Annotated in this window: 26 protein-coding genes, 1 tRNA gene and 1 pseudogene; 16 read left to right on the top strand and 12 right to left on the bottom strand. The window is 71.4% G+C overall.

Translation table 11 applies throughout. The features are described 5' to 3' along the window. Window positions 1–1,341: 1,341 nt before the first annotated feature. The gene (locus ACQPZ4_RS48970; protein WP_433052969.1) at window positions 1,342–1,860 is read left to right on the top strand and encodes a SigE family RNA polymerase sigma factor; all 519 of its coding nucleotides are present in this window, start codon (window positions 1,342–1,344) and stop codon (window positions 1,858–1,860) included. Then, window positions 1,857–2,957 (top strand): hypothetical protein, encoded by a 1,101-nt coding sequence (locus tag ACQPZ4_RS48975; RefSeq protein ID WP_433052972.1) that lies wholly within the window; start codon window positions 1,857–1,859, stop codon window positions 2,955–2,957. Before ACQPZ4_RS48970 ends, ACQPZ4_RS48975 begins: the two co-directional genes overlap by 4 nt. On the opposite strand, the gene ACQPZ4_RS48980 is transcribed toward ACQPZ4_RS48975, so the two are convergent. After that, window positions 2,958–3,395, bottom strand: coding sequence for a hypothetical protein (locus ACQPZ4_RS48980; protein ID WP_433052975.1), 438 nt, complete (start codon window positions 3,393–3,395; stop codon window positions 2,958–2,960). A gap of 111 nt (window positions 3,396–3,506) precedes the next feature. On the opposite strand from ACQPZ4_RS48980, the gene mtnA reads away from it, so the two are divergent. Continuing rightward, window positions 3,507–4,493 carry an S-methyl-5-thioribose-1-phosphate isomerase gene (gene mtnA / locus ACQPZ4_RS48985; protein WP_433052978.1) on the top strand — a complete coding sequence of 329 codons (987 nt, stop codon included), beginning with the start codon at window positions 3,507–3,509 and terminating at the stop codon, window positions 4,491–4,493. Here the strand turns inward: mtnA and ACQPZ4_RS48990 are convergent. Further along, the gene (locus ACQPZ4_RS48990; RefSeq protein WP_433052981.1) at window positions 4,452–5,456 is read right to left on the bottom strand and encodes a prephenate dehydrogenase; all 1,005 of its coding nucleotides are present in this window, start codon (window positions 5,454–5,456) and stop codon (window positions 4,452–4,454) included. The two genes, mtnA and ACQPZ4_RS48990, sit on opposite strands and share 42 nt — an antisense overlap. Window positions 5,457–5,570: 114 nt before the next feature. On the opposite strand from ACQPZ4_RS48990, the gene ACQPZ4_RS48995 reads away from it, so the two are divergent. The 5 genes from ACQPZ4_RS48995 to ACQPZ4_RS49015 all read left to right on the top strand — a co-directional run bounded on the left by ACQPZ4_RS48995 (window position 5,571) and on the right by ACQPZ4_RS49015 (window position 8,780). Continuing rightward, window positions 5,571–6,698: a hypothetical protein gene (locus ACQPZ4_RS48995; RefSeq protein ID WP_433052984.1), complete on the top strand. Its 1,128-nt coding sequence runs from the start codon at window positions 5,571–5,573 to the stop codon at window positions 6,696–6,698. A 212-nt stretch (window positions 6,699–6,910) separates the two neighbouring features. Further along, window positions 6,911–7,420: a hypothetical protein gene (locus ACQPZ4_RS49000; RefSeq protein WP_433052987.1), complete on the top strand. Its 510-nt coding sequence runs from the start codon at window positions 6,911–6,913 to the stop codon at window positions 7,418–7,420. 53 nt (window positions 7,421–7,473) lie between these two features. Continuing rightward, complete coding sequence (locus ACQPZ4_RS49005) at window positions 7,474–7,641, top strand: hypothetical protein (protein WP_433052990.1); 168 nt, start codon at window positions 7,474–7,476, stop codon at window positions 7,639–7,641. 162 nt (window positions 7,642–7,803) lie between these two features. Beyond that, on the top strand, window positions 7,804–8,334 hold the full coding sequence (locus ACQPZ4_RS49010; protein WP_433052993.1) for a tRNA adenosine deaminase-associated protein: 531 nt from the start codon (window positions 7,804–7,806) through the stop codon (window positions 8,332–8,334). Then, window positions 8,334–8,780: a nucleoside deaminase gene (locus tag ACQPZ4_RS49015; RefSeq protein WP_433052996.1), complete on the top strand. Its 447-nt coding sequence runs from the start codon at window positions 8,334–8,336 to the stop codon at window positions 8,778–8,780. The genes ACQPZ4_RS49010 and ACQPZ4_RS49015 overlap by 1 nt, the downstream gene beginning before the upstream one ends. A gap of 52 nt (window positions 8,781–8,832) precedes the next feature. Here ACQPZ4_RS49015 and ACQPZ4_RS49020 read toward each other — a convergent pair whose 3' ends face one another. The 4 genes from ACQPZ4_RS49020 to ACQPZ4_RS49035 are packed head-to-tail and all read right to left on the bottom strand — an operon-like array spanning window position 8,833 to window position 11,734. Continuing rightward, entirely contained in the window at window positions 8,833–9,288 is a 456-nt protein-coding gene (locus ACQPZ4_RS49020; protein ID WP_433052999.1) for an acyl-CoA thioesterase, read from the bottom strand. Further along, a complete protein-coding gene (locus tag ACQPZ4_RS49025; protein WP_433053002.1) occupies window positions 9,288–9,917 on the bottom strand; it encodes a TetR/AcrR family transcriptional regulator in 630 nt (209 codons plus the stop codon). Before ACQPZ4_RS49025 ends, ACQPZ4_RS49020 begins: the two co-directional genes overlap by 1 nt. Before the next feature lie 36 nt (window positions 9,918–9,953). Continuing rightward, complete coding sequence (locus ACQPZ4_RS49030) at window positions 9,954–11,081, bottom strand: sensor histidine kinase (protein ID WP_433053005.1); 1,128 nt, start codon at window positions 11,079–11,081, stop codon at window positions 9,954–9,956. Further along, window positions 11,078–11,734 carry a response regulator transcription factor gene (locus tag ACQPZ4_RS49035; RefSeq protein WP_433053008.1) on the bottom strand — a complete coding sequence of 219 codons (657 nt, stop codon included), beginning with the start codon at window positions 11,732–11,734 and terminating at the stop codon, window positions 11,078–11,080. The genes ACQPZ4_RS49030 and ACQPZ4_RS49035 overlap by 4 nt, the downstream gene beginning before the upstream one ends. Before the next feature lie 87 nt (window positions 11,735–11,821). On the opposite strand from ACQPZ4_RS49035, the gene ACQPZ4_RS49040 reads away from it, so the two are divergent. The 4 genes from ACQPZ4_RS49040 to ACQPZ4_RS49055 are packed head-to-tail and all read left to right on the top strand — an operon-like array spanning window position 11,822 to window position 15,151. After that, a complete protein-coding gene (locus ACQPZ4_RS49040; RefSeq protein WP_433053011.1) occupies window positions 11,822–12,313 on the top strand; it encodes a hypothetical protein in 492 nt (163 codons plus the stop codon). Further along, complete coding sequence (locus ACQPZ4_RS49045; protein ID WP_433053014.1) at window positions 12,310–13,338, top strand: peptidoglycan-binding protein; 1,029 nt, start codon at window positions 12,310–12,312, stop codon at window positions 13,336–13,338. The genes ACQPZ4_RS49040 and ACQPZ4_RS49045 overlap by 4 nt, the downstream gene beginning before the upstream one ends. Beyond that, window positions 13,335–13,985, top strand: coding sequence for an ABC transporter ATP-binding protein (locus tag ACQPZ4_RS49050; RefSeq protein ID WP_433053017.1), 651 nt, complete (start codon window positions 13,335–13,337; stop codon window positions 13,983–13,985). The genes ACQPZ4_RS49045 and ACQPZ4_RS49050 overlap by 4 nt, the downstream gene beginning before the upstream one ends. Next, window positions 13,982–15,151 (top strand): ABC transporter permease, encoded by a 1,170-nt coding sequence (locus tag ACQPZ4_RS49055; protein ID WP_433053020.1) that lies wholly within the window; start codon window positions 13,982–13,984, stop codon window positions 15,149–15,151. The genes ACQPZ4_RS49050 and ACQPZ4_RS49055 overlap by 4 nt, the downstream gene beginning before the upstream one ends. Window position 15,152: 1 nt before the next feature. On the opposite strand, the gene deoD is transcribed toward ACQPZ4_RS49055, so the two are convergent. Beyond that, a complete protein-coding gene (gene deoD, locus ACQPZ4_RS49060) occupies window positions 15,153–15,860 on the bottom strand; it encodes a purine-nucleoside phosphorylase (protein WP_433053023.1) in 708 nt (235 codons plus the stop codon). A 67-nt stretch (window positions 15,861–15,927) separates the two neighbouring features. Between deoD and ACQPZ4_RS49065 the strand changes: the two genes are divergently transcribed. Continuing rightward, window positions 15,928–16,017, top strand: a tRNA-Ser gene (locus tag ACQPZ4_RS49065). Window positions 16,018–16,080: 63 nt separating this feature from the next. Here the strand turns inward: ACQPZ4_RS49065 and ACQPZ4_RS49070 are convergent. Together ACQPZ4_RS49070 and ACQPZ4_RS49075 are read right to left on the bottom strand one after the other, a co-directional pair. Beyond that, window positions 16,081–16,536 carry a HEPN domain-containing protein gene (locus ACQPZ4_RS49070; RefSeq protein ID WP_433053026.1) on the bottom strand — a complete coding sequence of 152 codons (456 nt, stop codon included), beginning with the start codon at window positions 16,534–16,536 and terminating at the stop codon, window positions 16,081–16,083. Beyond that, the gene (locus ACQPZ4_RS49075; protein ID WP_433053029.1) at window positions 16,533–17,138 is read right to left on the bottom strand and encodes a winged helix-turn-helix domain-containing protein; all 606 of its coding nucleotides are present in this window, start codon (window positions 17,136–17,138) and stop codon (window positions 16,533–16,535) included. Before ACQPZ4_RS49075 ends, ACQPZ4_RS49070 begins: the two co-directional genes overlap by 4 nt. A gap of 390 nt (window positions 17,139–17,528) precedes the next feature. On the opposite strand from ACQPZ4_RS49075, the gene ACQPZ4_RS49080 reads away from it, so the two are divergent. Beyond that, complete coding sequence (locus tag ACQPZ4_RS49080; RefSeq protein WP_433053032.1) at window positions 17,529–18,002, top strand: DUF6232 family protein; 474 nt, start codon at window positions 17,529–17,531, stop codon at window positions 18,000–18,002. A gap of 169 nt (window positions 18,003–18,171) precedes the next feature. Next, window positions 18,172–18,375 carry a DUF397 domain-containing protein gene (locus ACQPZ4_RS49085; RefSeq protein ID WP_433053035.1) on the top strand — a complete coding sequence of 68 codons (204 nt, stop codon included), beginning with the start codon at window positions 18,172–18,174 and terminating at the stop codon, window positions 18,373–18,375. 4 nt (window positions 18,376–18,379) lie between these two features. Here the strand turns inward: ACQPZ4_RS49085 and ACQPZ4_RS49090 are convergent, their stop codons facing one another. Next, window positions 18,380–18,583 carry a DUF397 domain-containing protein gene (locus tag ACQPZ4_RS49090; protein WP_433053038.1) on the bottom strand — a complete coding sequence of 68 codons (204 nt, stop codon included), beginning with the start codon at window positions 18,581–18,583 and terminating at the stop codon, window positions 18,380–18,382. Window positions 18,584–18,645: 62 nt separating this feature from the next. Further along, complete coding sequence (locus tag ACQPZ4_RS49095; protein WP_433053041.1) at window positions 18,646–19,569, bottom strand: helix-turn-helix domain-containing protein; 924 nt, start codon at window positions 19,567–19,569, stop codon at window positions 18,646–18,648. A gap of 344 nt (window positions 19,570–19,913) precedes the next feature. Here ACQPZ4_RS49095 and ACQPZ4_RS49100 point away from each other — a divergent pair, with 344 nt between their 5' ends. After that, complete coding sequence (locus ACQPZ4_RS49100) at window positions 19,914–20,975, top strand: PHP domain-containing protein (RefSeq protein WP_433053043.1); 1,062 nt, start codon at window positions 19,914–19,916, stop codon at window positions 20,973–20,975. Between the two features lie 72 nt (window positions 20,976–21,047). On the opposite strand, the pseudogene ACQPZ4_RS49105 reads toward ACQPZ4_RS49100, so the two are convergent. Continuing rightward, window positions 21,048–21,863 (bottom strand): annotated as a pseudogene (locus tag ACQPZ4_RS49105) (DMT family transporter); the annotation flags it as partial. Window positions 21,864–21,954 lie beyond the last annotated feature (91 nt).

The raw sequence follows: 21,954 nt of genomic DNA on the forward strand, positions 1-21,954 counted from the left end.
TGGCGGGTCGCCGAGCGCGTTGTCCGAGCGGCCGGGCGCAGGGCCGGCCTCGCACGCTCCGATCCAGGCGGCGGCCGAGGACGAGGATTGGCCGGTCGCGGCAATTCCAGGCGGTGCGGCGGCTTCGACGGCTTCCGCGGCCGGCGACGAGGACTGGCCGACGCCTGCCGCCCCCGGTGGCGACTGGCCGACGCCCGCGACTCCCGGTGGTCCTTTCGCAACCTCTGTCGTCGCCCAGCCGTCCTCTGATGTGCATGCGGCGGCGCCATCGCCGGGAGGCGACGCGGCCTCGCCGCCGTTTGCATCCGGGGCCGCGGCTTCGTCCGCTGGCGGGACACGCTTCGAGACGAGCGGACCTCCTGCTCCCGGACCGATGTCGGCACCAGCTCAGGCGGCGCCGTCCAGTCCGGCGGCTGCTGCGGCGCATGCGGCGGCCGCCGCCGCGTCCAGTTCGTCCGCATTTGCCGGAAACGCCGGGCCCGGCGCAACAGATGGCGGCGATCCCGCACGACCGGGCGCGGGCTATGGTGCGGCCGGTGGCGCTCCGGCACGACCGGGCGCGAGCCAAGGTGCGGCCGGTGGCGATCCCGAACGACCGGGTGCAGGCCAAAGCGGGGTCGGTGGCGCTCCGGCACGACCCGGCGCGGGCCAAGGTGGGGTCGGTGGCGCTCCGGCACGACCCGGCGCGAGCCAAGGTGCGGCCGGTGGCGCCCCCGCGCGACCGGCTGCGGGCCATGGTGCGAGTGGCGGCGCCTCGGGCGGCCACGCGGCGGGCGGTGGCGCTCCGGCCCGACCGGCCGCGGGCCAAGGTGCGGCTGGTGGCGCCCCCGCGCGACCGGCCGCGGGCCATGGTGCGAGTGGTGGTGGCGCTTCGGCGGCGCCCGCGCGGGCTCGGCAAGGTGGGTCCAGTGCGATCGAGAAGGCGCGCGAGGCGGCACGGGCGGCGGCCAGCGGGACTCGGCGGCCTGCGGCGGGTGGGAATGCCGGGCCGGCCGGCTCGGCGGGCGGCCGGGGTGGGAATGCGAGTGAGTCGGCCTGGGAAGGGACCGGGGCCGATGAGCCGCCGTTCGATCCCGAGTACGACGGGGCTGTTTCCGACCCTCGGTTCCCTGGGCTCGATCCCGGGGACGAACTGCTCGACGACGCCTCCGAGGTGCGGGAGACGAGTGAGGAAGCGGCGCTGCGGCTGTTGATGGAGACGCTGGGCGCGGAGAAGATCAGCGAGATCAGTGGCTGACGCAAAGCCGGGAAATTCTTTGGGCGGGGCGGCAACGGTTCGCGGGTGAGGTTGCGTCTTGGGTGGCGTCCGTTCGCGATGCCTCCCCTGACCCAAGGATCCTGATGGATGAGTTCGACTCGTTCGTACGGTCTCGCAGTGCTGTGCTGTTGCGGTCGGCTTATCTGCTGACCGGCGATCAACATCTGGCCGAGGATCTCGTGCAATCGGCGCTGGCCCGGACGCATCGGGCCTGGGGGCGGTTGCACGATCGCGGGAATGCCGAGGCGTACACCCGCAAGGTCATGTACCACCTGCAGGTCTCCTGGTGGCGGCGGCGGGTGCCCGAGGCGATGCCGGGGGAGCTGCCGGAGCCGCGGCGGATAGCGGGGGGCGCCGCGGATCACGCGGATCAGACGACGGTGCGGATGACGTTGCGGGCGGCGCTGTTGCGGTTGTCGGCCAAGCAGCGGGCGGTTCTGGTGCTGCGGTACTTCGAGGACTGCACCGAGACCGAGGCCGCCGAGCTGCTCGGCGTGGCGGTCGGGACGATCAAGAGTCAGACCTCGAAGGCCCTGGCCAAGCTGCGTGTCGTTGCTCCTGAACTTGCCGAGCTGTACTCCCTGGAAGGGGTTGCCCGATGATGCATGACAGCCGTCTGCGCCTCGACCTGAGCGCTCTGGCCGACGAGGTGGACAACGTCGATCTGCGGGACCGGGTGCTGCGCACCTCGCGGCGGCTGGGGGTGCAGCGGGTTGTGGCCAGTACCGCCGCTGTGGTCGCGGTGCTCGCGGCGGCCGCGGGAGTTGCCGTTGCCATGCGGCCCGATCAAACGACCCTGCCGCCCGTGCCGGCCGGTTCGGCCACCGTGACCGGGGCGCCCACCGTCGAGCCGTCCGGCAAAGCGCCCGCGGGGAACGGCAGCAGCAGCCCGGGGTCGGTGTTGGCGGGCACGCGGTGGTACCTCGGCGGGGCTCAGAACAAGGTGACCATTCACGCCGTCAAGGGGCAGCAGGACACGGTCGTGGCCAAGATTGCCGAGGACGCGGCCGGCTGTGTGAGCAACACCGTCAAGGTGTCGCCGGACGGGAAGCGGATCGCGTGGGTGCAGGGGGCGGCCGGGGACACGTCGGGGTTGGGCGCGCTGATGACGTCGGCGATTGACGGTACCGGCAAAAAGACCCTCGGCACCGGCATCCTCTGCCTCGGCACCAACGCGATCCGGTGGAGCGGGGCCGACAAGCTGGTCGTGCGCAAGGGCGAGCCGCAGCAAGTCGTGGACGTGAGGACGGGCACCGCGACCGCGCTCGATCAGCGCGAGTTCCAGGCCGCGTCGCCCGATGGCAGCTGGGGGGCGCGGCAGCTCAACGACGAGCGGACGGTCGGCAACGGACAGCAGACGCGGGCGTACCACTACACACCCGACCCCGTCCAGGCCGAGCACTACGACGGCTGGGAGGCCAACGGCGTGGCCAGGGACGGCCGGTACATCACGCTCGGCTGGAAGGGCACCGACCCGTCCCGCGAGGACGACAGCTTCGCCGTGCTCGACACGACCACGAGCGAGGTCGTGGCGCTTCCGGTGTCCGGGGACGTGCGGCGGGTGCTGTTCACGGCGGACGGGACGGTGCTCGTGCGGCAGGCCGGCAAGGTCGTGGTGCTGGACGCGACGCTCCACAAGATCGGCGAGGTCGCCGAGCCGAAGGCGTTGGAGGGCCTGACGCTGTTGGCGTACGCGTGACTAGGCAGCCTGGCGGAACGGGGCGAGCACCGTTCGCGTGCGCGTCAGCGTCGCGAACGGGTTCGCGAACTGCAGGACCAGCGCGTCGAACTCGGCGCCCGGCAGGCATTGGATGATGAGGAGCTGGTCGCCCCGGCGGACGTCCCAGAACGTGGTGCCGTGCGGGCCCGCGGTGATGATGCCCGGCAGGTGCAGGGTGTTGCCGCGGCCCGGCAGCGGCGGGGCCTCGGAGCGGGGCGCGATGCGGATGGAGAAGACCGCGGACAGCGGCACCTCGATGCGGTCGCGCCTGGTCCACAGGCGGTCGAGGCCCTGCGGCTCGATGACGAGCGCGCTGTCGGTGACGGTCAGCTGGAGATTCGTCGGTACCTTCATCAACGCGAGCAGACCCGCGGCCAGCACGATCGGGACCGCCGCGAGCACCAGTGCGGAGCTCATGAAAACCGAATGTACGCGGATCGACGTCCGGTGTCGGCGCTTTAGGGAAACCGAGGCACCGTAGATCCGAACGGCCGAATGCGAACGGGCGACGGAAGGCAAGTGGCATTGATGTACACCATTGACTGGATTGACGGGGCCGTGGTGCTCGTGGATCAGACCCGGCTGCCGGCCGAGGAGGTGTACCTGCGCCTGGAAACCGTCGACGCGCTCGTCGAGGCGATTCAGCGGCTGCGGGTCCGCGGCGCGCCCGCCATCGGCGTCGCGGGTGCGCTCGGGGTCGCGCTCGCGGCCAGGCAGTTCGAGCGGGCGGAGGAGCGGGCACAGGCGGTACAAACGCTGGCTCTGGCTCGTCCGACGGCGGTGAATCTGGCTCGCGGCGTGCATCGGGTCGCGGCGTTCCTGCCGTCGTTCGACGCGGCGCTGGCCGAGGCGCTGCGCGTGCGGGACGAGGAGATCGCGAGCTCGAAGGGCATGGCGCGGCTCGGGGCCGACCTGGTGGAGAAGCTCTGCGCGCCGAACCCGACGCTGCTGACCCACTGCAACACCGGCGGGCTGGCCACGGTCGTGGACGGCACCGCGCTCGCCGTGGTGTTCGAGCTGCACCGGCGGGGCGCGCTCGGCGGGGTCGTGGCCAGCGAGACCCGGCCGCTACTCCAGGGCGCCCGGCTGACCACCTGGGAACTGCGTAATCAGGGCATTCCGCACCGGCTCGCGGTCGACTCGGCCGGGCCGTTCCTGATGGCCCGGGGCGAGGTCGACGCGGTGATCCTGGGCGCCGACCGCATCTGCGCGAATGGCGATGTCGTCAACAAGATCGGCTCGTACGCCCATGCGCTCGGCGCCCGCGCCGCCGGCATCCCGTTCATCTGCGTGGCGCCGGAGTCCACGGTGGACCTCGGCACCGCCTCGGGCGCGGACGTGGAGATCGAGGACCGCGGCTCGATCGAGGTCGCGGGCACGGCGGCGCCCGAGGGCACGGAGGCGATCAACCCCGCGTTCGACGTGACGCCGGCCGAGCTGGTGACCGCGGTGGTCACCGAAAGGCGAACGTTCTCAGGCCGGGCGGACCGCCCTGACGGTCTTGCGGTCGTCTGACACCGATTCGATCCAGCCGCCGACGCGGCCCAGGCGCAGCAGGACGTCGGCGCGCGCGGGGAGATCGGCCGACTCGCCCGGCTCCGGCGGCCAGTTGACCCGCGCCGTATGGCCGGGGGTCAGCCACGGCGTGAGCGCGCCGATCGGGTCGGCCCCGTCCAGCGCGGCCCGCGCCGCACCGAGGTCGGCCAGCACGGCGTCCAGGGCGCGCCCGACCGCGGGGGCGTTGCCGCCGCACATGGCCGCGGTGAGCTCGGGGCGGGAGGCGGCCACCCGGGTGCCGTCCCGGAACGACCCGGCGCCCAGCGTCCCGGCCAGCGGATCGTTGGAGATCAGCGCGGCGACCGCGGCCGCCACGAGGTGCGGCACGTGCGAGATGGCGGCGGTGGCGGCGTCGTGCTCGTCCGCGGTGGCCGGCACGACCCGCGCCCCGAGGCCGGTGACGAGCGCCGCGAGGTCGACCCAGTCGCGCAGGTGGGCGCCGTCCTCGCCCAGGCACAGCACCCAGGCGCAGCCGTTGAACAGCCGGGGATCGGCGGCGGTGAAGCCGGACGTCTCGCGGCCCGCCATCGGATGGCCGCCGATGAACGTGGCCAGCGCCTGCCCGCCGGTGCGCAGGCGGTCGGCGGCGAGGTCGCGCACCGGGCCCTTGACCGAGGTGACGTCGGTGACGACGCCGACGTACCCGAGCGAGGCGAGCTCGTCGAAGACCGTACCCACGGCCGGGAGCGGCACCGCCACGATCGCCAGGTCGGCATCGCGCACGGCGTCGGCGATGGAACCCGTCACGTGCCAGCGCGCGTCCTTCGGCGCCTGGGCCGCGGCCGTCCGTGCGGTGGCCCTGGTCGCCGGGTCCGCGTCGTAGCCGCTCACCCGGTGCCCGTGCACCGCGAGGGCCCGTAGGACCGACCCGCCGATCAGCCCGAGGCCGATCACCGCCACGTTCAACGTCGCAACCCGCACTGCGGAACTTTCCCACACCACCCGATCACCCGTTCGGCTCGGGACGGCCGCCGAACGACTCATCGGGCCGGTTTCCATCCGATTCGTACGATTACGTCCGATTACCGTCGCCGCATGCGATTTGTGGGAGCCGCGGTGGCGGCGGCCGTCCTGTTCAGCGGCATCGCGAGCGCGGCCCCGGTCCGGCCCGGCCCGCTGCCCGCGCCGCAGTTCGACGGCACCGTCTACAGCGCCGCCGAGCTGGGCGGGACCGTCTTCGTCGGCGGCTCGTTCGGCAACGCGATCGTGGCCGGCCGCAGCGTCCCGCGCTCCCGCCTGGCCGCGTTCGACGCCCGTACCGGCGCGCTGCTGGACTGGGCCCCGAGCGCCGACGACACGGTACGCGCGGTGGCGACCGACGGTCACGCTGTGTACGTGGCCGGCGACTTCGCCCGGATCTCGGGCACCAAGCGCGACTCGCTCGCGCGGCTCGACGCGAGCACGGGCGCGGTCGATGCGTTCAGCCACGCCGTCGCCGGTTCGCCGCGGGCGCTGGCGGTCGGCGGCGGGCGGCTCTTCGTCGGCGGGCACTTCAGCCGGATCGACTCCGCCGCGCGCGCCAACCTCGCGGCGTTCTCGACGAGCACCGGCGCGCTCGACGCCCGCTGGGCCCCGACCACCGACGACACCGTGGAGGCGCTCGCCGCCGGGAAGACTCGGGTGTACCTCGCGGGCTCCTTCCACAAGACGAACGACGTCTCCAACGCGCGGCGGCTGACCGCGGTCGACCCGGCGACCGGCGCGCTCGACCAGGGCTTCCTGCCGCGCCCATCGGCTCTCGTCCTGTCCGTCGCGACCGGGCCGGACGGGACGGTCTACGCCGGGATGGGCGGCCAGGGCGGCCGGGCCGTCGCGTACGCGCCCTCGGGCCAGGAGCGCTGGGCCCGGGTCTTCGACGGCGACGTGCAGGCGGTGGCGGTGCTGGGCGGCGTGACGTACATCGGCGGGCACTTCGACAACGCCTGCACGACCGCCCGCAACGGTGGCCAGGGCGCGTGCACCGACGGCTCGCTCGGCCGGGTGAAGCTCGCCGCGGCCGACGGGGCGGGGCGGCTGCTGGACTGGGCGCCGCAGGCCAACGGGGTGGCCGGGGTGCGCACGCTGACGACGAGCGAGGCGCTGCACCGGGTGGTGGCGGGCGGCGATTTCACCACGATCGGCGGGAAGGGCTGCAAGCGTCTCGCACTGCTCAGCGCCTGGTAGCGGCGAGGTCGCCGCCGAGCTCGGCGGCGGATGACGCCGGGTGACGCGGGGTGACGCCGGGTCGTGGGGCCGAGCAAGGGCTGCAAACGGCTCGCACTGGTCAACGCCGCGTCAGCACAGAGGCCGGGCTGAGCACAGCGACCGGGCCGAGCGCAGAAGCCGGGCCGAGCGCAGAAGCCGGGTAAGCGCGGGGGCCGGGCTAAGCTGCAAAGGTGGCAGTGAGCGAGTCGCAGTGGAAGGAGCCCGGCGGTCCGTCCGCGGCCACCGCCCCGCCCGGAACCTGGCCTGGGGCCATGGGGCCGCCGGTGGTCGGTCCCCCGCCGCGGCTGAGCGCCCAGCCGCCGACCGCGCGGCCGCCGACACCCGCCGCCGCGTACGGGGCCTGGCAGGGCGCGCTGCGGCCGCCCGTGTTCAAGGTGAGCCAGCCCCGCCCGGTCTTCCGCGAGCCCATGCCGGTCAACGGCCAGATGATCGCGCTCGGCGGCGCCGCCGGGGCGGCCTGGATGCTGTTGTTCGGGCTGCTGATGACCGGCTCGGCCCGCGGGTACGTGTGGATCACCCTCATCGCCGGCTTCCTCGCCTGGGGCGCGGCCGCGATCCTGGCCCGGTTCGGCGACCGCGGCGTGGCCGTGGGCGTCGCGGCGGCCGGCGGACTCGGCGTCGCCATCGCCGGCATCCTGGTCGCCTACCGCCTGGCCGGCGGCGACTGGCTCCTCTGGTAAAACGCAAAAACAGACTCTTGACGCGGATTCCGGCGAGGATCACGCTCAGCAACATGGCTTTGAGGCTGCAGCGGCTCGACCCCGAGCGGCGACGCCGGCGGCTCGCGCTGCTGGTCGAACTCGCGGACGCCAAGGCGCTGCGCGAGCGGCTCCATCCCCGCCGGCTGCGCGCCGACCGCCTCCGTGAGCTCATCGCCAACCGACGACGCATCGCCGGCTAGGGCCCCGTTTCGGAGCTGGGCCCGCCTCAGTTCCGAAGCAGGCCCTGAATCCCAACGCCCGCACAAGACTCGCCGAGGCGAACTCCGGGCCCCTTTGCGCGCAGAGCGCAACCCGCTCGAATAGTGTTCACCGCGTACCGACGAGCACCGACCGGGGGGACCGTGTCGCACTTCGCTGCCGCTGTCACGCGCGGCGCTGAGGGCTGGGCCGCAGCCGAACTCGACCTCAGCGGCGTCGCCGACATCGAAGAGATCACCGATCGCCTGCGGGACGCCGATCCGGAGGCGGCCGTCTCGCTGTTGTTCGTCGAGTCCGACGACGCCTACCTGGCCATCCTGCGCCTCGACGACGGCGAGGACCTGCGGGTCTTCGGCTCCGACCAGGTGTTCGCGGACGAGTCGCGGCTGGGCGCGATCCTGCTGGGCGACATCGAGGAGCAGCTGCCCGACATCGCCGACGAGGACGACGACGAGCCGTCCGACGGGGACGACGACGACGAGGACGACCGGCCCTCGGCCGAGCCCGACGTCGAGCCGGTCGGCGACCCGGAGCTGCTGGCCGACCTCGGCATGCCGGGCGGGCGGCTGCTGGAGCTGTGCGCCCAGGAGGGCATGCTGCCGGCCGACCTCACCGCCGAGATCTGCCAGGCCATCGGGGCCGGCGACGAGATCGAGGAAATGCGCGAGGCCTGATGCCCCGCTGGGAGCCGGCCATGCGGCGCGCGCTCGCGGTCGCCGCGCAGGCCGGCCCGGACGTGCCGATCGGCGCCGTGCTCCTCGGGCCCGACGGCGCCGAGCTGGGGGCCGCGCACAACGAGCGCGAGCTGACCGGCGACCCGACCGCGCACGCCGAGATGCTGGCCCTGCGCCGGGCGGCCGGGGCCAGCGGCTGGCGCCTGGAGGACTGCACGCTGGTCGTCACGGTCGAGCCCTGCACCATGTGCGCGGGCGCGATCGTGCTGGCCCGGGTCGGCCGCGTGGTGTTCGGCGCGTGGGAGCCCAAGACGGGCGCCGCCGGCTCGCTGTGGGACGTGCTGCGCGACCGGCGGCTCACCCATCGCCCGGAGGTGATCGGCGGCGTACTGGAGGCCGAGTCCTCAGTGCTGCTGCGCGAGTTCTTCCGCACCCACCGCCAATAGCGGCGAAGCGGCCACCGCCGACAAGCAGCGAAGCGGCCACAGCCAACAGCGGCTAAGCCGGCGAAGCGGCCAGCGAATCCGACGACGAATCCACCGCGAGAAGCGGCCGGCACAGCTCCCGCGCCTCCGGCGTCCACGGCGCCGGCCGCAGCGTGGAAGGGTCGAGCTTCACGTTGACCCGCCGCCCCTCCGCGTGGACGGTGCCGCCGTCGGCCGAGAGGATGCGGAAGCGGTACACCGCGCTGCTCTCCCCCAGCGTCTCGATCCAGAACTGCACGCCGATCTCGCCCGTGCCGCGGACCGGCGCCCGGTAGGAGATCGCGTACTCGGCGACCGCGTGCATGGCATCCGGCGACGAGGGCCGCCCGCCGTCGAAGGAGACCCCGCGCGCCGCCCACCACTGCGAGAGCGCGCGTTCCAGGAAGACCGCATAGCGCGCGTTGTGCACGATCCCCATGGGATCGAGATCGTCGAAATGCACCGTGAAAGGCGCAACATGGCCCGACATCAAACCTCCGGAAGCAGATGTGGTACTGGACTGAGCCCGCGCAATCGCTCCAGCGCGGCCGTGCGCGCGTGTGCGTAGACGAGCGGGGCGGCGAGCAGCCGGGACTCGTACACGGCGGCGGTCCCGAGCGCATTGAGCTCGAAGGAGAGCTGCCCCGCATCGGTGCCGGGTCGGAGCTCGCCCAGCTCGACCGCCTCCGCGATGAGCCGTTCGAGCAGCACATGCCAGTGCTCCAGGGCGACCGCCAGCCGCTCGTGCACGGGGCCCGTGCGGGCGGCGAAGGCGAACTGTGCGGTACCGAAGAAGCACCCGCCGGGAAGCGCGCCCGACGCGATGTCGGCCAGCCGGTGCTCGTGCAGCGCGAACAGCCGCCGGACGCCCCGCGGCGCGCGCAGGGCCGGGCGCACCACGACCTCGGTGAAGCGCGCCTCGGCGTGATCGGCCGCGGCGAGCTGGAGATCCTCCTTGGTCGGCCAGTGCGCGAACAGGCCCGACTTGCTCACCCCGAGGCGCTCGGCGAGCTGGTTGAACGAGAGCCCGTCGAGGCCGGACTCGGTGGCCAGGACCACCGCGGCGTCCAGGGCGGCGGTGCGGGCCCGTTCGCCGCGGGCGAGGCGGCCGTCAATCATGCTTTGACGGTACCAACAAAAAGTGCGATCGATCGGTTAGTTTTCTGTGGGCAGGGTCACCGTGACGCGGAGCCCGCCGCCGTCGCGCGGCTCGGCCTCGACGCCGCCGCCGTGCGCGGTCGCGACCGAGCGCACGATCGACAGCCCCAGGCCGGTGCCGCGGGCCGAGCCGGTGCGGGAGCGCAGCCGCCGGAAGGGCTCGAACAGGCCCGGGATCTCGTAGCCGGGGATCGCCGGCCCGGTGTTCTCGACCACGAGCCGCGCCCTGTTCCCGCTGCGCCCGGTGCTGACCCAGACCCGGCCGTCCGGGACGTTGTAGGCCAGCGCGTTGTCGACCAGGTTCTGCACCACCCGCTCGAGCAGCACCGGGTCGCCGATCACCGGCGCGGGGTCCAGCGCGGCCTCGACGTCCTTGTCCGCGACCACGTGCCGGGCCACCTCGGCCAGGTCGACCCGGTCGCGCACGGTCAGCGCCTGCTCCGACGCGACGAGCGTGAGCAGCCCGTCGATGAGCCGCTCGTGCCGCGCGTTGACGGCCAGCAGCGTCTCGCCCAGCTGCACGACCTCCGGAGGCGGGTCGGGGCGGCTCAGGGCCACCTCGATCAGCGTGCGGTTGATGGTCAGCGGGGTACGCAACTCGTGCGAGGCGTTGGCGGCGAACCGGCGCTGCCCGTCGAAGGCCTGGTCGAGCCGCTCCAGCATCGAGTCGAAGGTGTCCGCGAGCTCCTTGATCTCGTCCCGCGGCCCCTGCAGCGCGATCCGCTCGTGCAGGTTGCCGCCGGCGACCCGCCGGGCCGTCTCGGTGATCTGCCCGACCGGCCGCAGCGCCCGCTCGGCCATCAGCCAGCCGAACCCGATCCCGATCACGGTCACCAGCCCGAGCGCGATCGCGCCCTGGGTGAGCAGCGCGTTCAGGGTGTCCCGCTCGATGCGGTCCTGCCGCTGCTGCAGCTGCTGCACCAGGTCGAAGAACCGCCGCTGGTCGGCCCCGAGCAGGTTCTTGGCGTCCTCCGGCAGGTCGCTGATCGTCGCCGAGCCGGCGTTGCGCTGGTGGATGTTCTGCTCGACCAGCAGGTACGTCAGGCCCAGCAGCAGCGCGCCGCCGGCCAGGAACAGCGCGCCGAACAACGCGGTCAGGCGGACGCGGATGCGCAGGTGTTTCACGGGATCTGGTACCCCACTCCGGCGACGGTCTCGATCACGGGCGGATCGCCGAGCTTGCGGCGCAGCGTCATCACGGTCACCCGCAGCACGTTGGTGAACGGGTCGATGTGCTCGTCCCAGGCCCGCTCCAGCAACTGCTCGGCGGTGACCACGGCGCCGCCGGCCCGCAGCAGCTCCTCCAGCACGGCGAACTCCTTGCGGGTCAGCACCACGAAGCGCCCGCCCCGCACCACCTCCCGCCGGCTCGGGTCCAGCCGCAGGTCGCCGCGCTCCAGCACCGGCGGCGCGGCCGCGCGGGCGCGCCGGCCCAGGGCCCGCACCCGGGCCACCAGTTCGGTGAACGCGAACGGCTTGCCCAGGTAGTCGTCGGCCCCGAGGGACAGCCCGGCGACCCGCTCGGCCACGGCCGACGCCGCGGTCAGCATCAGGATCCGGGTGTCGGGCAGCGTCGCGCTCACGTGCCGGCAGACCTCGTCGCCGCCCACCGAGGGCAGGTCGCGGTCGAGGATCAGCACGTCGTACTCGTTCACGCCGAGCCGCTCCAGCGCGCCGTCCCCGTCGTAGGCGACGTCGACCGCGAACGACTCGCGGCGCAGCCCCTCGGCGACGGCGTCGGCCAGCAGGTGCTCGTCCTCCACCACCAGTACGCGCATGCCCTCATGGTGCCGCGCCGGAGCGTAAGCCGGGGATAAGCGCCGGGGCTGATGCCGCTCTTACCGCGCCCTCCCTTCACTGGCGGCATGAGGAAGCTGCTGGTCGTCATGAGTTGTCTGCTGCTGTTCGGGTGCTCGTCCGCGCCGTCGGGGCCGTCCGTCGCGACCGCCGACGGGGGCACCGCCAAGCCCTCGGCGAGCGCCGCGCCGGACAAAGCCGAGGCCAATCGCCAGTTCGCCAAGTGCATGCGCGAGCACGGGGTGGACGTGCCCGACCCGGGGCCGGACGGGAGCATCCAGTTCAATCCCGACGCGGCGGGCGGGGATCGGAGCAAGGCGGTGGCGGCGGCTTCGGCCTGCCAGCAGTACCTGCCGAACGGGGGGACGCTGGAGAACCTCTCGCCGGATCAGCTGGAGCAGGCCCGGGCGTTCGCGAAGTGCATGCGCGAGCACGGGATCGACATGCCGGACCCGGACCCGAACACCGGCGTCTCCGCGATCCTCAACAGCGGGATCGACTTCAACTCGCAGGCGTTCAAGGATGCGGCGTCCTCCTGCAAGTCGCTGGTCTCGCGGTGAGGCGCCTCTGGTGGCTGCTGCCGGTTGCTGCGGTGCTCGGGCTTATCGGATATGTCGGATTTGGACGTTCCGAACCAGCGCCCGCTTCGGAAAGCCCTATCCGCACCACCACCATCACCAAAGGCACGCTGGCCGCGACCGAGAGCGTCGACGGCACGCTCGGCTTCGGCGATCCGGTCACGGTCAACGGCCGCCTGCCCGGCACCGTCACCGCGCTGCCCGCCGAGGGGTCGCGCATCGGCCGAGGCCAGCCCATGTACCGCGCCGACGGCCGCCCCGTCGTCCTGTTCTACGCCGCCGCGCCGTTCTACCGCGCGCTGAAACCGGGCGACGAGGGCGAGGACGTGCGGGCGCTCGAGGCGAACCTGGCCGCGCTCGGGTACAAGGGTTTCACGGCTGACGACTCGTACACGGGCGCGACCGCCGACGCCGTGCGCGACTGGCAGGAGGACCTCGGGCTGCCGGAGACGGGCACCGTCGAGCTCGGCCGGATCGTGGTCGCCCCGGACGCGGTGCGCGTGGGCGAGGTCAAGGCCCACCTCGGCGACGGCGCGACCGGGCCGATCCTGCAGTGGACCGGCTCCACCCGCCTGGTCACCGTCCAGCTCGACGTCACCGAGCAGCGGCTGGCGGCGATCGGGGCGGAGGCTACGGTGAAGTTGCCGGACGATCGTGAGGTACCCGGGAAGATCTCGGCGATCGGGGCGGTGGCCACGGCGTCGACCCAGAACAACCAGACCAAGGTGACGGTGGACGTCACGGTGACCGTGGCCGACCAGGACAAGCTCGGCACCTTCGACGTCGCGCCGGTGACCGTGACCCTGGTGTCGGAGCAGCGCAGGGACGTGCTCATCGTGCCGGTCGGCGCGCTGGTCGCCCTGGCCGAGGGCGGCTACGGGCTGCAGCTGGTCAGCGGCGGCAGCACGCGCACGGTCGCGGTGACGACCGGGCTGTTCGCCTCCGGCAAGGTCGAGGTCTCGGGGCCGGAGCTGGCGGCGGGACTGACGGTCGGAGTCGCCGGATGATCGCGCTCGAGAAGGTCCGGAAGGTGTACCCCGGGGGCGTCGTCGCCCTCGATGACGTCTCCCTGACGATCGCGGCCGGCTCGCTCGTCGCCATCGTCGGCCCGTCGGGCTCGGGCAAGTCGACGCTGCTGCACCTGATCGGGGCGCTGGACGTGCCGTCGGGCGGTGTGGTGCGCATCGACGGGCAGGACGTCTCCGGGCTGTCGGACGCGGGGCTGTCCCGGCTGCGCGCCTCGACCATCGGCTTCGTCTTCCAGCAGTTCCACCTCGCGCCGGGGATGTCGGCGCTGGACAACGTGGCGGACGGGTTGCTGTACGCGGGCGTGGGCCTCGCCTCGCGCCGCCGCCAGGCCGCTTCGGCGCTCGCTCGCGTCGGCCTCGGGCACCGGCTCTCCCATCGACCACACGAGCTCTCGGGCGGCGAGCGGCAGCGGGTCGCCATCGCCCGGGCGGTGCTCGGCGATCCGCCGTTGCTGCTGGCCGACGAGCCCACCGGAAACCTCGACAGCGCGGCGGGGGCCGCCGTGATGGGGATCCTGTCGGAGCTGCACCGGGCCGGCACCACCGTCGTGGTGATCACGCACGACCGGGACATCGCCGCCTCGCTGCCGCGGCAGATCGCCATGCGGGACGGGCGGCTGTCATGAACCCTGCGGACATCCTGCGGCTCGGCGGGATCGGGCTGCGGACCCGCCCGCTGCGCGTGGTGCTCTCCGCGCTCGGGATCGCCATCGGCATCGCCGCCATGGTCGCGGTGGTCGGCATCTCCGCCTCCAGCCGCGCCGAGGTCGACCGCCGGCTGGCCGCGCTCGGCACCAACCTGCTCACCGCCGGCCCGGGCAAGTCGTTCTTCGGCGACGCCTCCCACCTCCCCGAGGAGGCCGAGGCCATGGTCGCCCGCATCGGGCCCGTCACCGCCGTGTCGGCCGTCGGACGCGTTCCGACCGCCCACGTGTACCGCAGCGACCGCATCCCCGCCGCCGAGTCCGGCGGCATCGCGGTCCTCGCGGCGCGCACCACGCTGCCCGGCACCGTCGGCGCGACCGTGCACGCCGGGACCTGGCTGGCCGCGCCGACCTACCCCACCGTGGTGCTCGGCTCCCGCGCCGCCGGCATCCTGGGCCTGACCGACGGCCTGGGCCTGAACGTCTGGCTCGGCGGCCATTGGTTCACGGTCGTGGGCATCCTGGATCCGGTACCGCTCGCGCCCGAACTCGACTCCGCCGCCCTCATCGGCTGGCCGGTGGCGGCGGACGTGCTGGGCTTCGACGGGTACCCGACGACGATCTACAGCCGCTCCCGCGACGACGCGGTGCCGGACGTGGCCGCGGTCCTCGCCGCGACCGCGAACCCGGCGGCGCCGAACGAGGTGCAGGTGTCCCGGCCGTCGGACGCGCTGGCGGCGAAGGAGGCGACCGACACGGCGTACACGGGACTGCTCTTGGGTCTTGGGGCGGTTGCCCTTCTCGTGGGCGGCGTCGGGGTGGCCAACACCATGGTCATCTCCGTGCTCGAGCGCCGCCCGGAGATCGGCCTGCGGCGCGCGCTCGGCGCCACCCGCGCCCACGTCCGCCTGCAGTTCCTGGCCGAGTCGCTGCTGCTCGCGGCCCTGGGCGGACTGTCCGGCGTGCTCCTGGGCGCGCTGGTCACGGCCACCTATGCGGCCTGGCGCGACTGGCCCGCCGTGCTGCCCGCCTGGTCGCTGGCCGGCGGCCTCGGCGCCACGCTGGTGATCGGCGCGATCGCCGGCCTCTACCCGGCCATGCGGGCCGCCCGGATGTCCCCGACGGCGGCCCTGAACACGGCGGCTTGACTCACTTGATGATCGTCTGCAGCGCGATCTCCACCATCTGGCTGAACGTCTGCTCCCGCTCCTGCGCGGTCGTGCGCTCCCCGGTCTTGATGTGGTCGCTCACCGTCAGCAGCGTGAGCGCCCGCGCGTTGTACCGAGCCGCGATCGTGTAGAGCGCCGCGGACTCCATCTCCACCGCCAGCACCCCGTAGTCGGCGAGGCGGTCGTAGAGGTCGGGCCGATCCGTGTAGAACGCGTCGGCGGCCAGGATCGGCCCGACCACCATCTGAATCCCCTTCTCGGCCGCCACGTCGACGGCGGTCCGCAGCAGCCCGAAGTCCGCCACCGGCGCGTAGTCGATCAGCCCGTCGAACCGCGCCCGGTTCATGTTGGAGTCGGTGCTCGACCCGATGGCCGCCACGACGTCGCGAAGCTTGAGCTCATCGCGAATCGCCCCGCAGCTGCCCACCCGGATCAGGGCCTTGACCCCGTAGTCGTTGATCAGCTCGTGCGCATAGATACTGGCCGAGGGCATGCCCATGCCAGACCCCTGGACACTCACCTCGACCCCCTCGTAGGTCCCGGTGAACCCGAGCATGTTCCTGACGGTCGAGTAGCAGCGGGCATCCTTGAGGTACGTCTCGGCGATCCACTTGGCCCGGAGAGGATCTCCCGGCATGAGGACCCGCTCGGCAATCTGACCCGGCTCGGCGCCGATGTGCGTGCTCATACCGTGATCCTGCCAAACGGCGAGCCCCCGCGCGGATGGCCCTGGGGAGTCAGGTAATCTCGTCGGCGGTGGCGTGTCCGAGTGGCCTAAGGAGCACGCCTCGAAAGCGTGTGAGGGTGCAAGCCCTCCCGGGGTTCGAATCCCCGCGCCACCGCCAACGGCCAATCCGGACGCCCGGCCCTCCTGACTGAGGGGCCGGGCGTTCGGCATTCCGGCCGAGTCAGAAGAACTGGAGATGCGGCAGGAGCTTCGCCGCTGCCTCGATGATCGCCGTGGCGCTCTCGTGCGCCTCCCGGGCCTCCTCCGTCGCGATGCCGGCGTTGTGGGCGGTTGGGTACTCCAACTCGTTCCGGCGACGTCGAAGTGTTCCGAAGGTGCGGAAGTGCGCTTGGAACTGAGCGCGCACCGCCTGTTCGACGGCGTAATGCCCGCCCTTGGTGGTCGGTCGGAGGCCTTGCTGCGCCAGGAGCGCGGTGCACGCGAAGCGAGCTGCGTCGTAGGCCAGCGTGTAGCTGCTGTCAGCGTCGGCGTTCTGGAGCGCCAAGGAAGAAGCGAGTGTCCGTGACGCTTTGTCCAACAGCGGCTGACCGTTCGCCTCACCTCCTTGCACCTTTTGCAAGTCGCCGATGTTCAGTAGCTCCTGGATCTTGTCGGCGCCAGGCGCCCAACGTGTCACGGGGAGTCCCTTTCCTGATCGGTATCCAGATCGAAGACAGTGACGAGTGGCGAGGATCGTATTTCCTTGACCAGGCCGTCGATCGGGTGCAGCCACTGCTCAACGGTTCGGATGCTCGGGTTGACCGGCAGGCCCAGCTTCTCCTGGGCGATGTCCGACGCGGCGTAGACGTCGGCGCGAGTGGGCGTGCCCACGACGAGTACGTCCACGTCCCCCGGCGGCGGACCTGGTTGTCCCATGTATCGGGCAGCCCAAGAGCCGTAGATATGGACACTGCGTACGCCCTCGACGTCGAGAAAGAGTTCCTCAAGCACCGTCTGCGGGCCGAACGTGTATGCCAGGAGCTGTGTCAGCGGGGCAGCCACGCGGTGATCGACGGCGGCCTTCAGCAGACGGGAACGCCCAACCGCGCGCTCCTGAAGGAGACCGGCCTCCACCAGGCGATTCGCCTCGCGAAGTACTGTCGTGAGTGCGAGGCCGAAGCGGGTCGCCAGCTCGGTCGCGGTGTACTCCCGATCCGGGTGAAGGTAGAGCCAGGCCAGCAGGTCGGCCTGGTGGCGCGATCTGAAGAGCGGCAGAAGGTCCGGCGCTCGACTACGCATAAACGCAATATAACTTGCGTTTATGTGTAGTTGCAACAGGCGCCGGAGCCTTGGAGCCTGCGCGGCGGCTGGCCTCTGGCTTTTACGCGATTTCGACTGATTGCCCGTTTTGGCCGGCGAGCGGCGGGCCGGCGCCCCGTTCGGTTCACCTTCCCCGTCGGGCGGCTGACCCCGGGGGTGGGATGGGGGGCGATCGACCGGGCGGAATTCCATTTGTGCCGATGCGTGTGTGCTGGGCGACGCTAGGGTGGCGTTCACCAGGGGGGACCACCGGTTGCGACACCAGGGGCACGGCGAGTGGGAATTACGCAACGTGCGATATGGCACTTCGCGGTCTAGCGGGCAGTCGCACAGCCGATAGATACTGAGACGAGGCTAAGGGGGGAACCGATGCCCAACGTCTTCTATCAGGACCGAGATATCGTCATCACCGACGACGTGTTCGCGGTCTGGAAGCCCGAGCCCCAGGTGTTCGACCTGGAGGCGCTCCAAGATCTGCGCATCGAGCACAGTCGACGTGCGATACCTACCGTACCGCTCGTTGCCGGGGCTCTGGTCATCGTGGGGGCGGTGGCGGGAATTTCGATCACGGACCGGCCGGGTCAATTCATGATCGCGGCGGCGGTGTTGTCGGTGTCGCCGTTCTCCGGGCGGGTGGTGCGGATCTTCACGCCCGTCGTGTGGTTCTTGCGGGCCACCTACGCGGGGGCCGGGGTCACGCTATTCGCATCGAGCAACGCTGTTGCTCTGTTGCGGGTCCGCCGCAGTCTGATGCGGGCGTTCGCGGCCAACGCGGCGAGCGTCGAGCGGCTGGATCGCGGGGGTTACGCCGAGGAGTACCGGCAGCTGAACGCACTGCTCTGAAGATCGCCGAGGGATCTGCCCGCGGAACTGTGGTTCCGCGGGCAACGCTCGTTGCCCGGTTTGCCGGTAATGTGCATTCATGGGCCAACTTCGCATATTCACGTGTCGTGTAATGACTCGATACGTATGCTGAAGGTTCACGTCCTAGGGTTACGAGGAGGCCGACCCGATGGCCGAGAACAGCAGCGGTCCCGCTTGGCACAAGTCGCGTTACTGCTCCAATAACGCGTGTGTCGAGGTCGCGACGGCAAGCGGCGCGGTACTGGTCCGCGACTCGAAGGATCCGGCCGACGTTCAATTGCGATTCAGCAAGGCGGACTGGCGGGCTTTCGTCACCGACCTGCGCTCCGGCACGCTTCCTCCGCCATGCTGAATGCCTACTGAAGGTCGAACTCTCCGTCCTTGATACCGCCGACGAACGCGCCCCAGGTCTGGCGGTCGAACGACAGTACGGCGCCCTCCGGCTTCTTGGCATCGCGGACCAGAATGGTTGCCGTTGTCAGGTCGGCGACCTCGACGCAGCTCTGGTTTGCGCAGTAGCTGCTCTTCTGCCAGCCGGACAGCGTGACGGGCTTCTGCATTGTTTCACCTGGTTTTCTTCGCGGGGAGGCGGCCGCCGGGGCCACCCCCATTGGGTCCTCGGCTAGCGCGAGGATCCTCTCTCGACCGGCCCGGAATCGTCGGGGGCGTCGGCGGCGGCGCGGGGGAGCTGCGCCGCCTGGGCGATCCGGGCTGTCGAATTCTCTTCGTCCAGCGAGCCTTCCCACATCTGGTCCCACGCCTTGCGGTGCCGGACGATGCGGGTCTCGTCGTCGACGATCTCGTCGACGGTGCCACTCTCCCGGTACAGCACGGCGTGACCGCTCTCCTCCGATGAGAGGTACAGCAGGTCGAAGTGGCCGAATGGCGAGAACGGGTTCGCCATGGGATGGATGCGGATGTGCAGCCAGCCCTCGCCGATCAGGGAGTGAATGAGCGTGAACTGTTCCCGGGTGGTTGTGTCGCCGCCGATGTTGCGCAGCAGCACCGACTCGTCGAGCACCATGTAGATGCTGGGCCGGGGATTGCGTTTGAGCAGGACATTCCGCCGCGCTGTCCGGATCGCGGACCGGGCCGAAATGACCTCGCTGGTGAGATCCTCGACAAATGGCTGCATCACGGCATTTGCGTATGCTTCCGTCTGCATCCATCCGGGAATCGCGGCCGGTGCGAATGTCCGGGTGGACATCGCCTCGGCCTCGAAGCTGATGTACTGTCGCATGGCCGGCGTCAAATGGCCCTGATAGCGACTCTCGTCCCACCATTGGCGCCGTTGTTTCGAAGCTTTTGCGGCCTGCACCAAATCGTCGACGATCCGGCGGTCCTTGATGCCGAGATACGACAACAGAGGGCGCAGATCGTTCGCGGAAATCGTCACTTCGCCGGACTCGATGCGCATCACCTTGGACAACGACCATTCCATGGCCTCGGCCACTTGGGTCTGGGTGTCACCCTTGGCGTTCCGGGCGTCCTTGATCGCCAATCGCACCTTGCGGCGCGCGACGGCAGGGGTGTCGCCCGAACTCATCGTGTCCCTCGTTGGACGTCAGTCGTACGTCTAGGTGCCGTATGGCCGATTGTCGCCCACCCTACTCGCGATTCGGTCTGGTTAGGGTCGAAGACCTGGGAAAAGCCGGCCGAGGGACGACATGCCCGATCTTGTGACAAGTATGTCGGCCGTTCGGATGGCCCCGGTCGGGCCGGAGACAGTGTAAGACTCATCTGCCATAAGGCAGGTTGGGATGTGGCAGGTTAGCCAAGTTGTTACACAACCGACTTATGTGAACCAACCCGGCAAACCGCCGCGAGCTGCGACAACCCGCCCCCGGTGCCGCCCGGCGGCTCGGGCGCGCGAGCGATAGCGTGGTGCGCATGCCAGAAGCGCGTGACCCGCTCGCCGACCTGCGACGCATCGCGTTCCTGCTCGAGCGGGCCCACGAGAAGACCTACCGGGTCCGCGCCTTCCGGGGCGCCGCCGCCAAGCTCGGCAAGCTCCCCGAGGGCGAGCTGGCGACCCGGGCCCAGGCCGGCACGCTCACCGACATCGCCGGGATCGGGGACGTGACCGCGCGGTGCGTGGTCGAGTCGCTCAACGGCGAGGAGCCCGTCTACCTGCGCCGCCTCGAGGCGACCGCCGGGCAGGACCTGGACGCCGAGACGGCAGGGCTGCTGCACGCGCTGCGCGGGGACTGTCACGCGCACTCCGACTGGAGCGACGGCGGGTCGCCGATCGACGAGATGGCCATGGCGGCCGCGCAGATCGGGCACGAGTACCTCGTGCTCACCGATCACTCGCCGCGCCTCACCGTGGCCCGCGGGCTCTCCGCCGAGCGGCTCGCGGAGCAGCTGGACGTGGTGGCCGACATCAATGCCGGGTTCGCGAACATCGGGATGTCGTTCCGCCTGCTGACCGGCATCGAGGTCGACATCCTCGCCGACGGGTCGCTCGATCAGACCGACGAGCTGCTCGACCGGCTCGACGTGGTGGTCGCGTCCGTACACAGCAGCCTCAAGGACGAGCCCGAGGTGATGACCCGGCGGATGGTCACCGCCCTGGCCAACCCGCGGATGGACATCCTCGGGCACTGCACTGGGCGGCTCATCACGGGCGGGCGGGGCACGCGGCCGGAGAGCCGGTTCGACGCCGAGGCGGTGTTCGCGGCCGCGGTCGAGCACGACAAGGCGATCGAGATCAACTCCCGGCCGGAGCGGCTGGACCCGCCGAAGCGGCTGCTACGGCTGGCGCTGGAGGCCGGCTGCCGCTTCACCATCGACACCGACGCGCACGCCCCCGGCCAGCTCGACTGGCTCGCCAACGGCTGCGAGCGCGCCATCGCCTGCGGCGTCCCGGCCGACCGGATCCTCAACACGCTCCCGGCCGAGGACCTGCTTGCGTGGACGGCCTCCCACCAAAAAACCGCGTCGCGCAAGTAGGCCCTGCGAGATTCCCACGCCGAGCAGGACGATCACGCCGCCGACCGGCTGATGCCAGGTCAGGTGCTCGTTGAGGAACACGACGCCGGCGATCGCGGCCACGAACGGCGGGAAGTACGTGACCATCGAGCCGGTCGTCACGCCCGCCGTCTGTACGACGTGGAAGTTCAGCCCGAACGCGATGCCGGTGCCGAACACGCCCAGGGCGACGATCGCGATCCAGACCCGCGGGCCGAGGTCCAGCGGCGACGCCGGCAGCCCGGCGATGAGCGGCGCGGCGATCACCAGGTGCAGCGTGGACATGAGCAGCTGCCCGGCCGAGAGCTGGAACGCCGAGATCTCGAAGTGCTGCAGCAGCCAGCGGGTGTAGTTGAAGGCGATGCCGTAGCAGGTGACCGCGCCCAGCAGCATGAGCTGGCCGGCGAGCGAGGCGCCGCCGACGCCCTCCCAGACGCCCAGCACGACGAGTACGCCCACGAACCCGACCAGCAGGCCCCAGATCTGCCGCTGGGCCGGCCGCTGCGAGCGGACCGCCACGAGGGTGACCAGCAGCGTGGTGAGCGGGGCGGTGCCGTTCCAGATGCCGGCCAGGACGGACGGCACGCGCTGCTCGGCGTATCCGAAGAGCACGAACGGTACCGTCGAGGCGAACAGCGCGAACAGGAACAGATGCCCCCACAGCCTCAGCCCGCGGGCCAGCGGCAGCCGGCGAACCGCCAGGAACAGCACGAGGGTGAGGGCGCCGAGGGCGATGCGGTAGAGCGCGATGTAGACCGGCGCGAGCCCCGTGAGCGCGTCCTTGATGAACATGAAGCTCGTGCCCCAGATCAGGGCGACGGCGGCGAAGGCGGGCAGCCAGCGCTTGATGTCAGGGGCGGGACTCGTCATAGTCCTTACTCTGCATCATCCCCGAACGCCGGGGACACACCGCGACGGCCGGCTGAGCCACGGGTTGCGAATTGGCCTCCGGACGCGAGGC

Origin of the sequence: Dactylosporangium sp. CS-033363, assembly GCF_050942475.1 — a bacterium.
Classification (GTDB): domain Bacteria; phylum Actinomycetota; class Actinomycetes; order Mycobacteriales; family Micromonosporaceae; genus Dactylosporangium.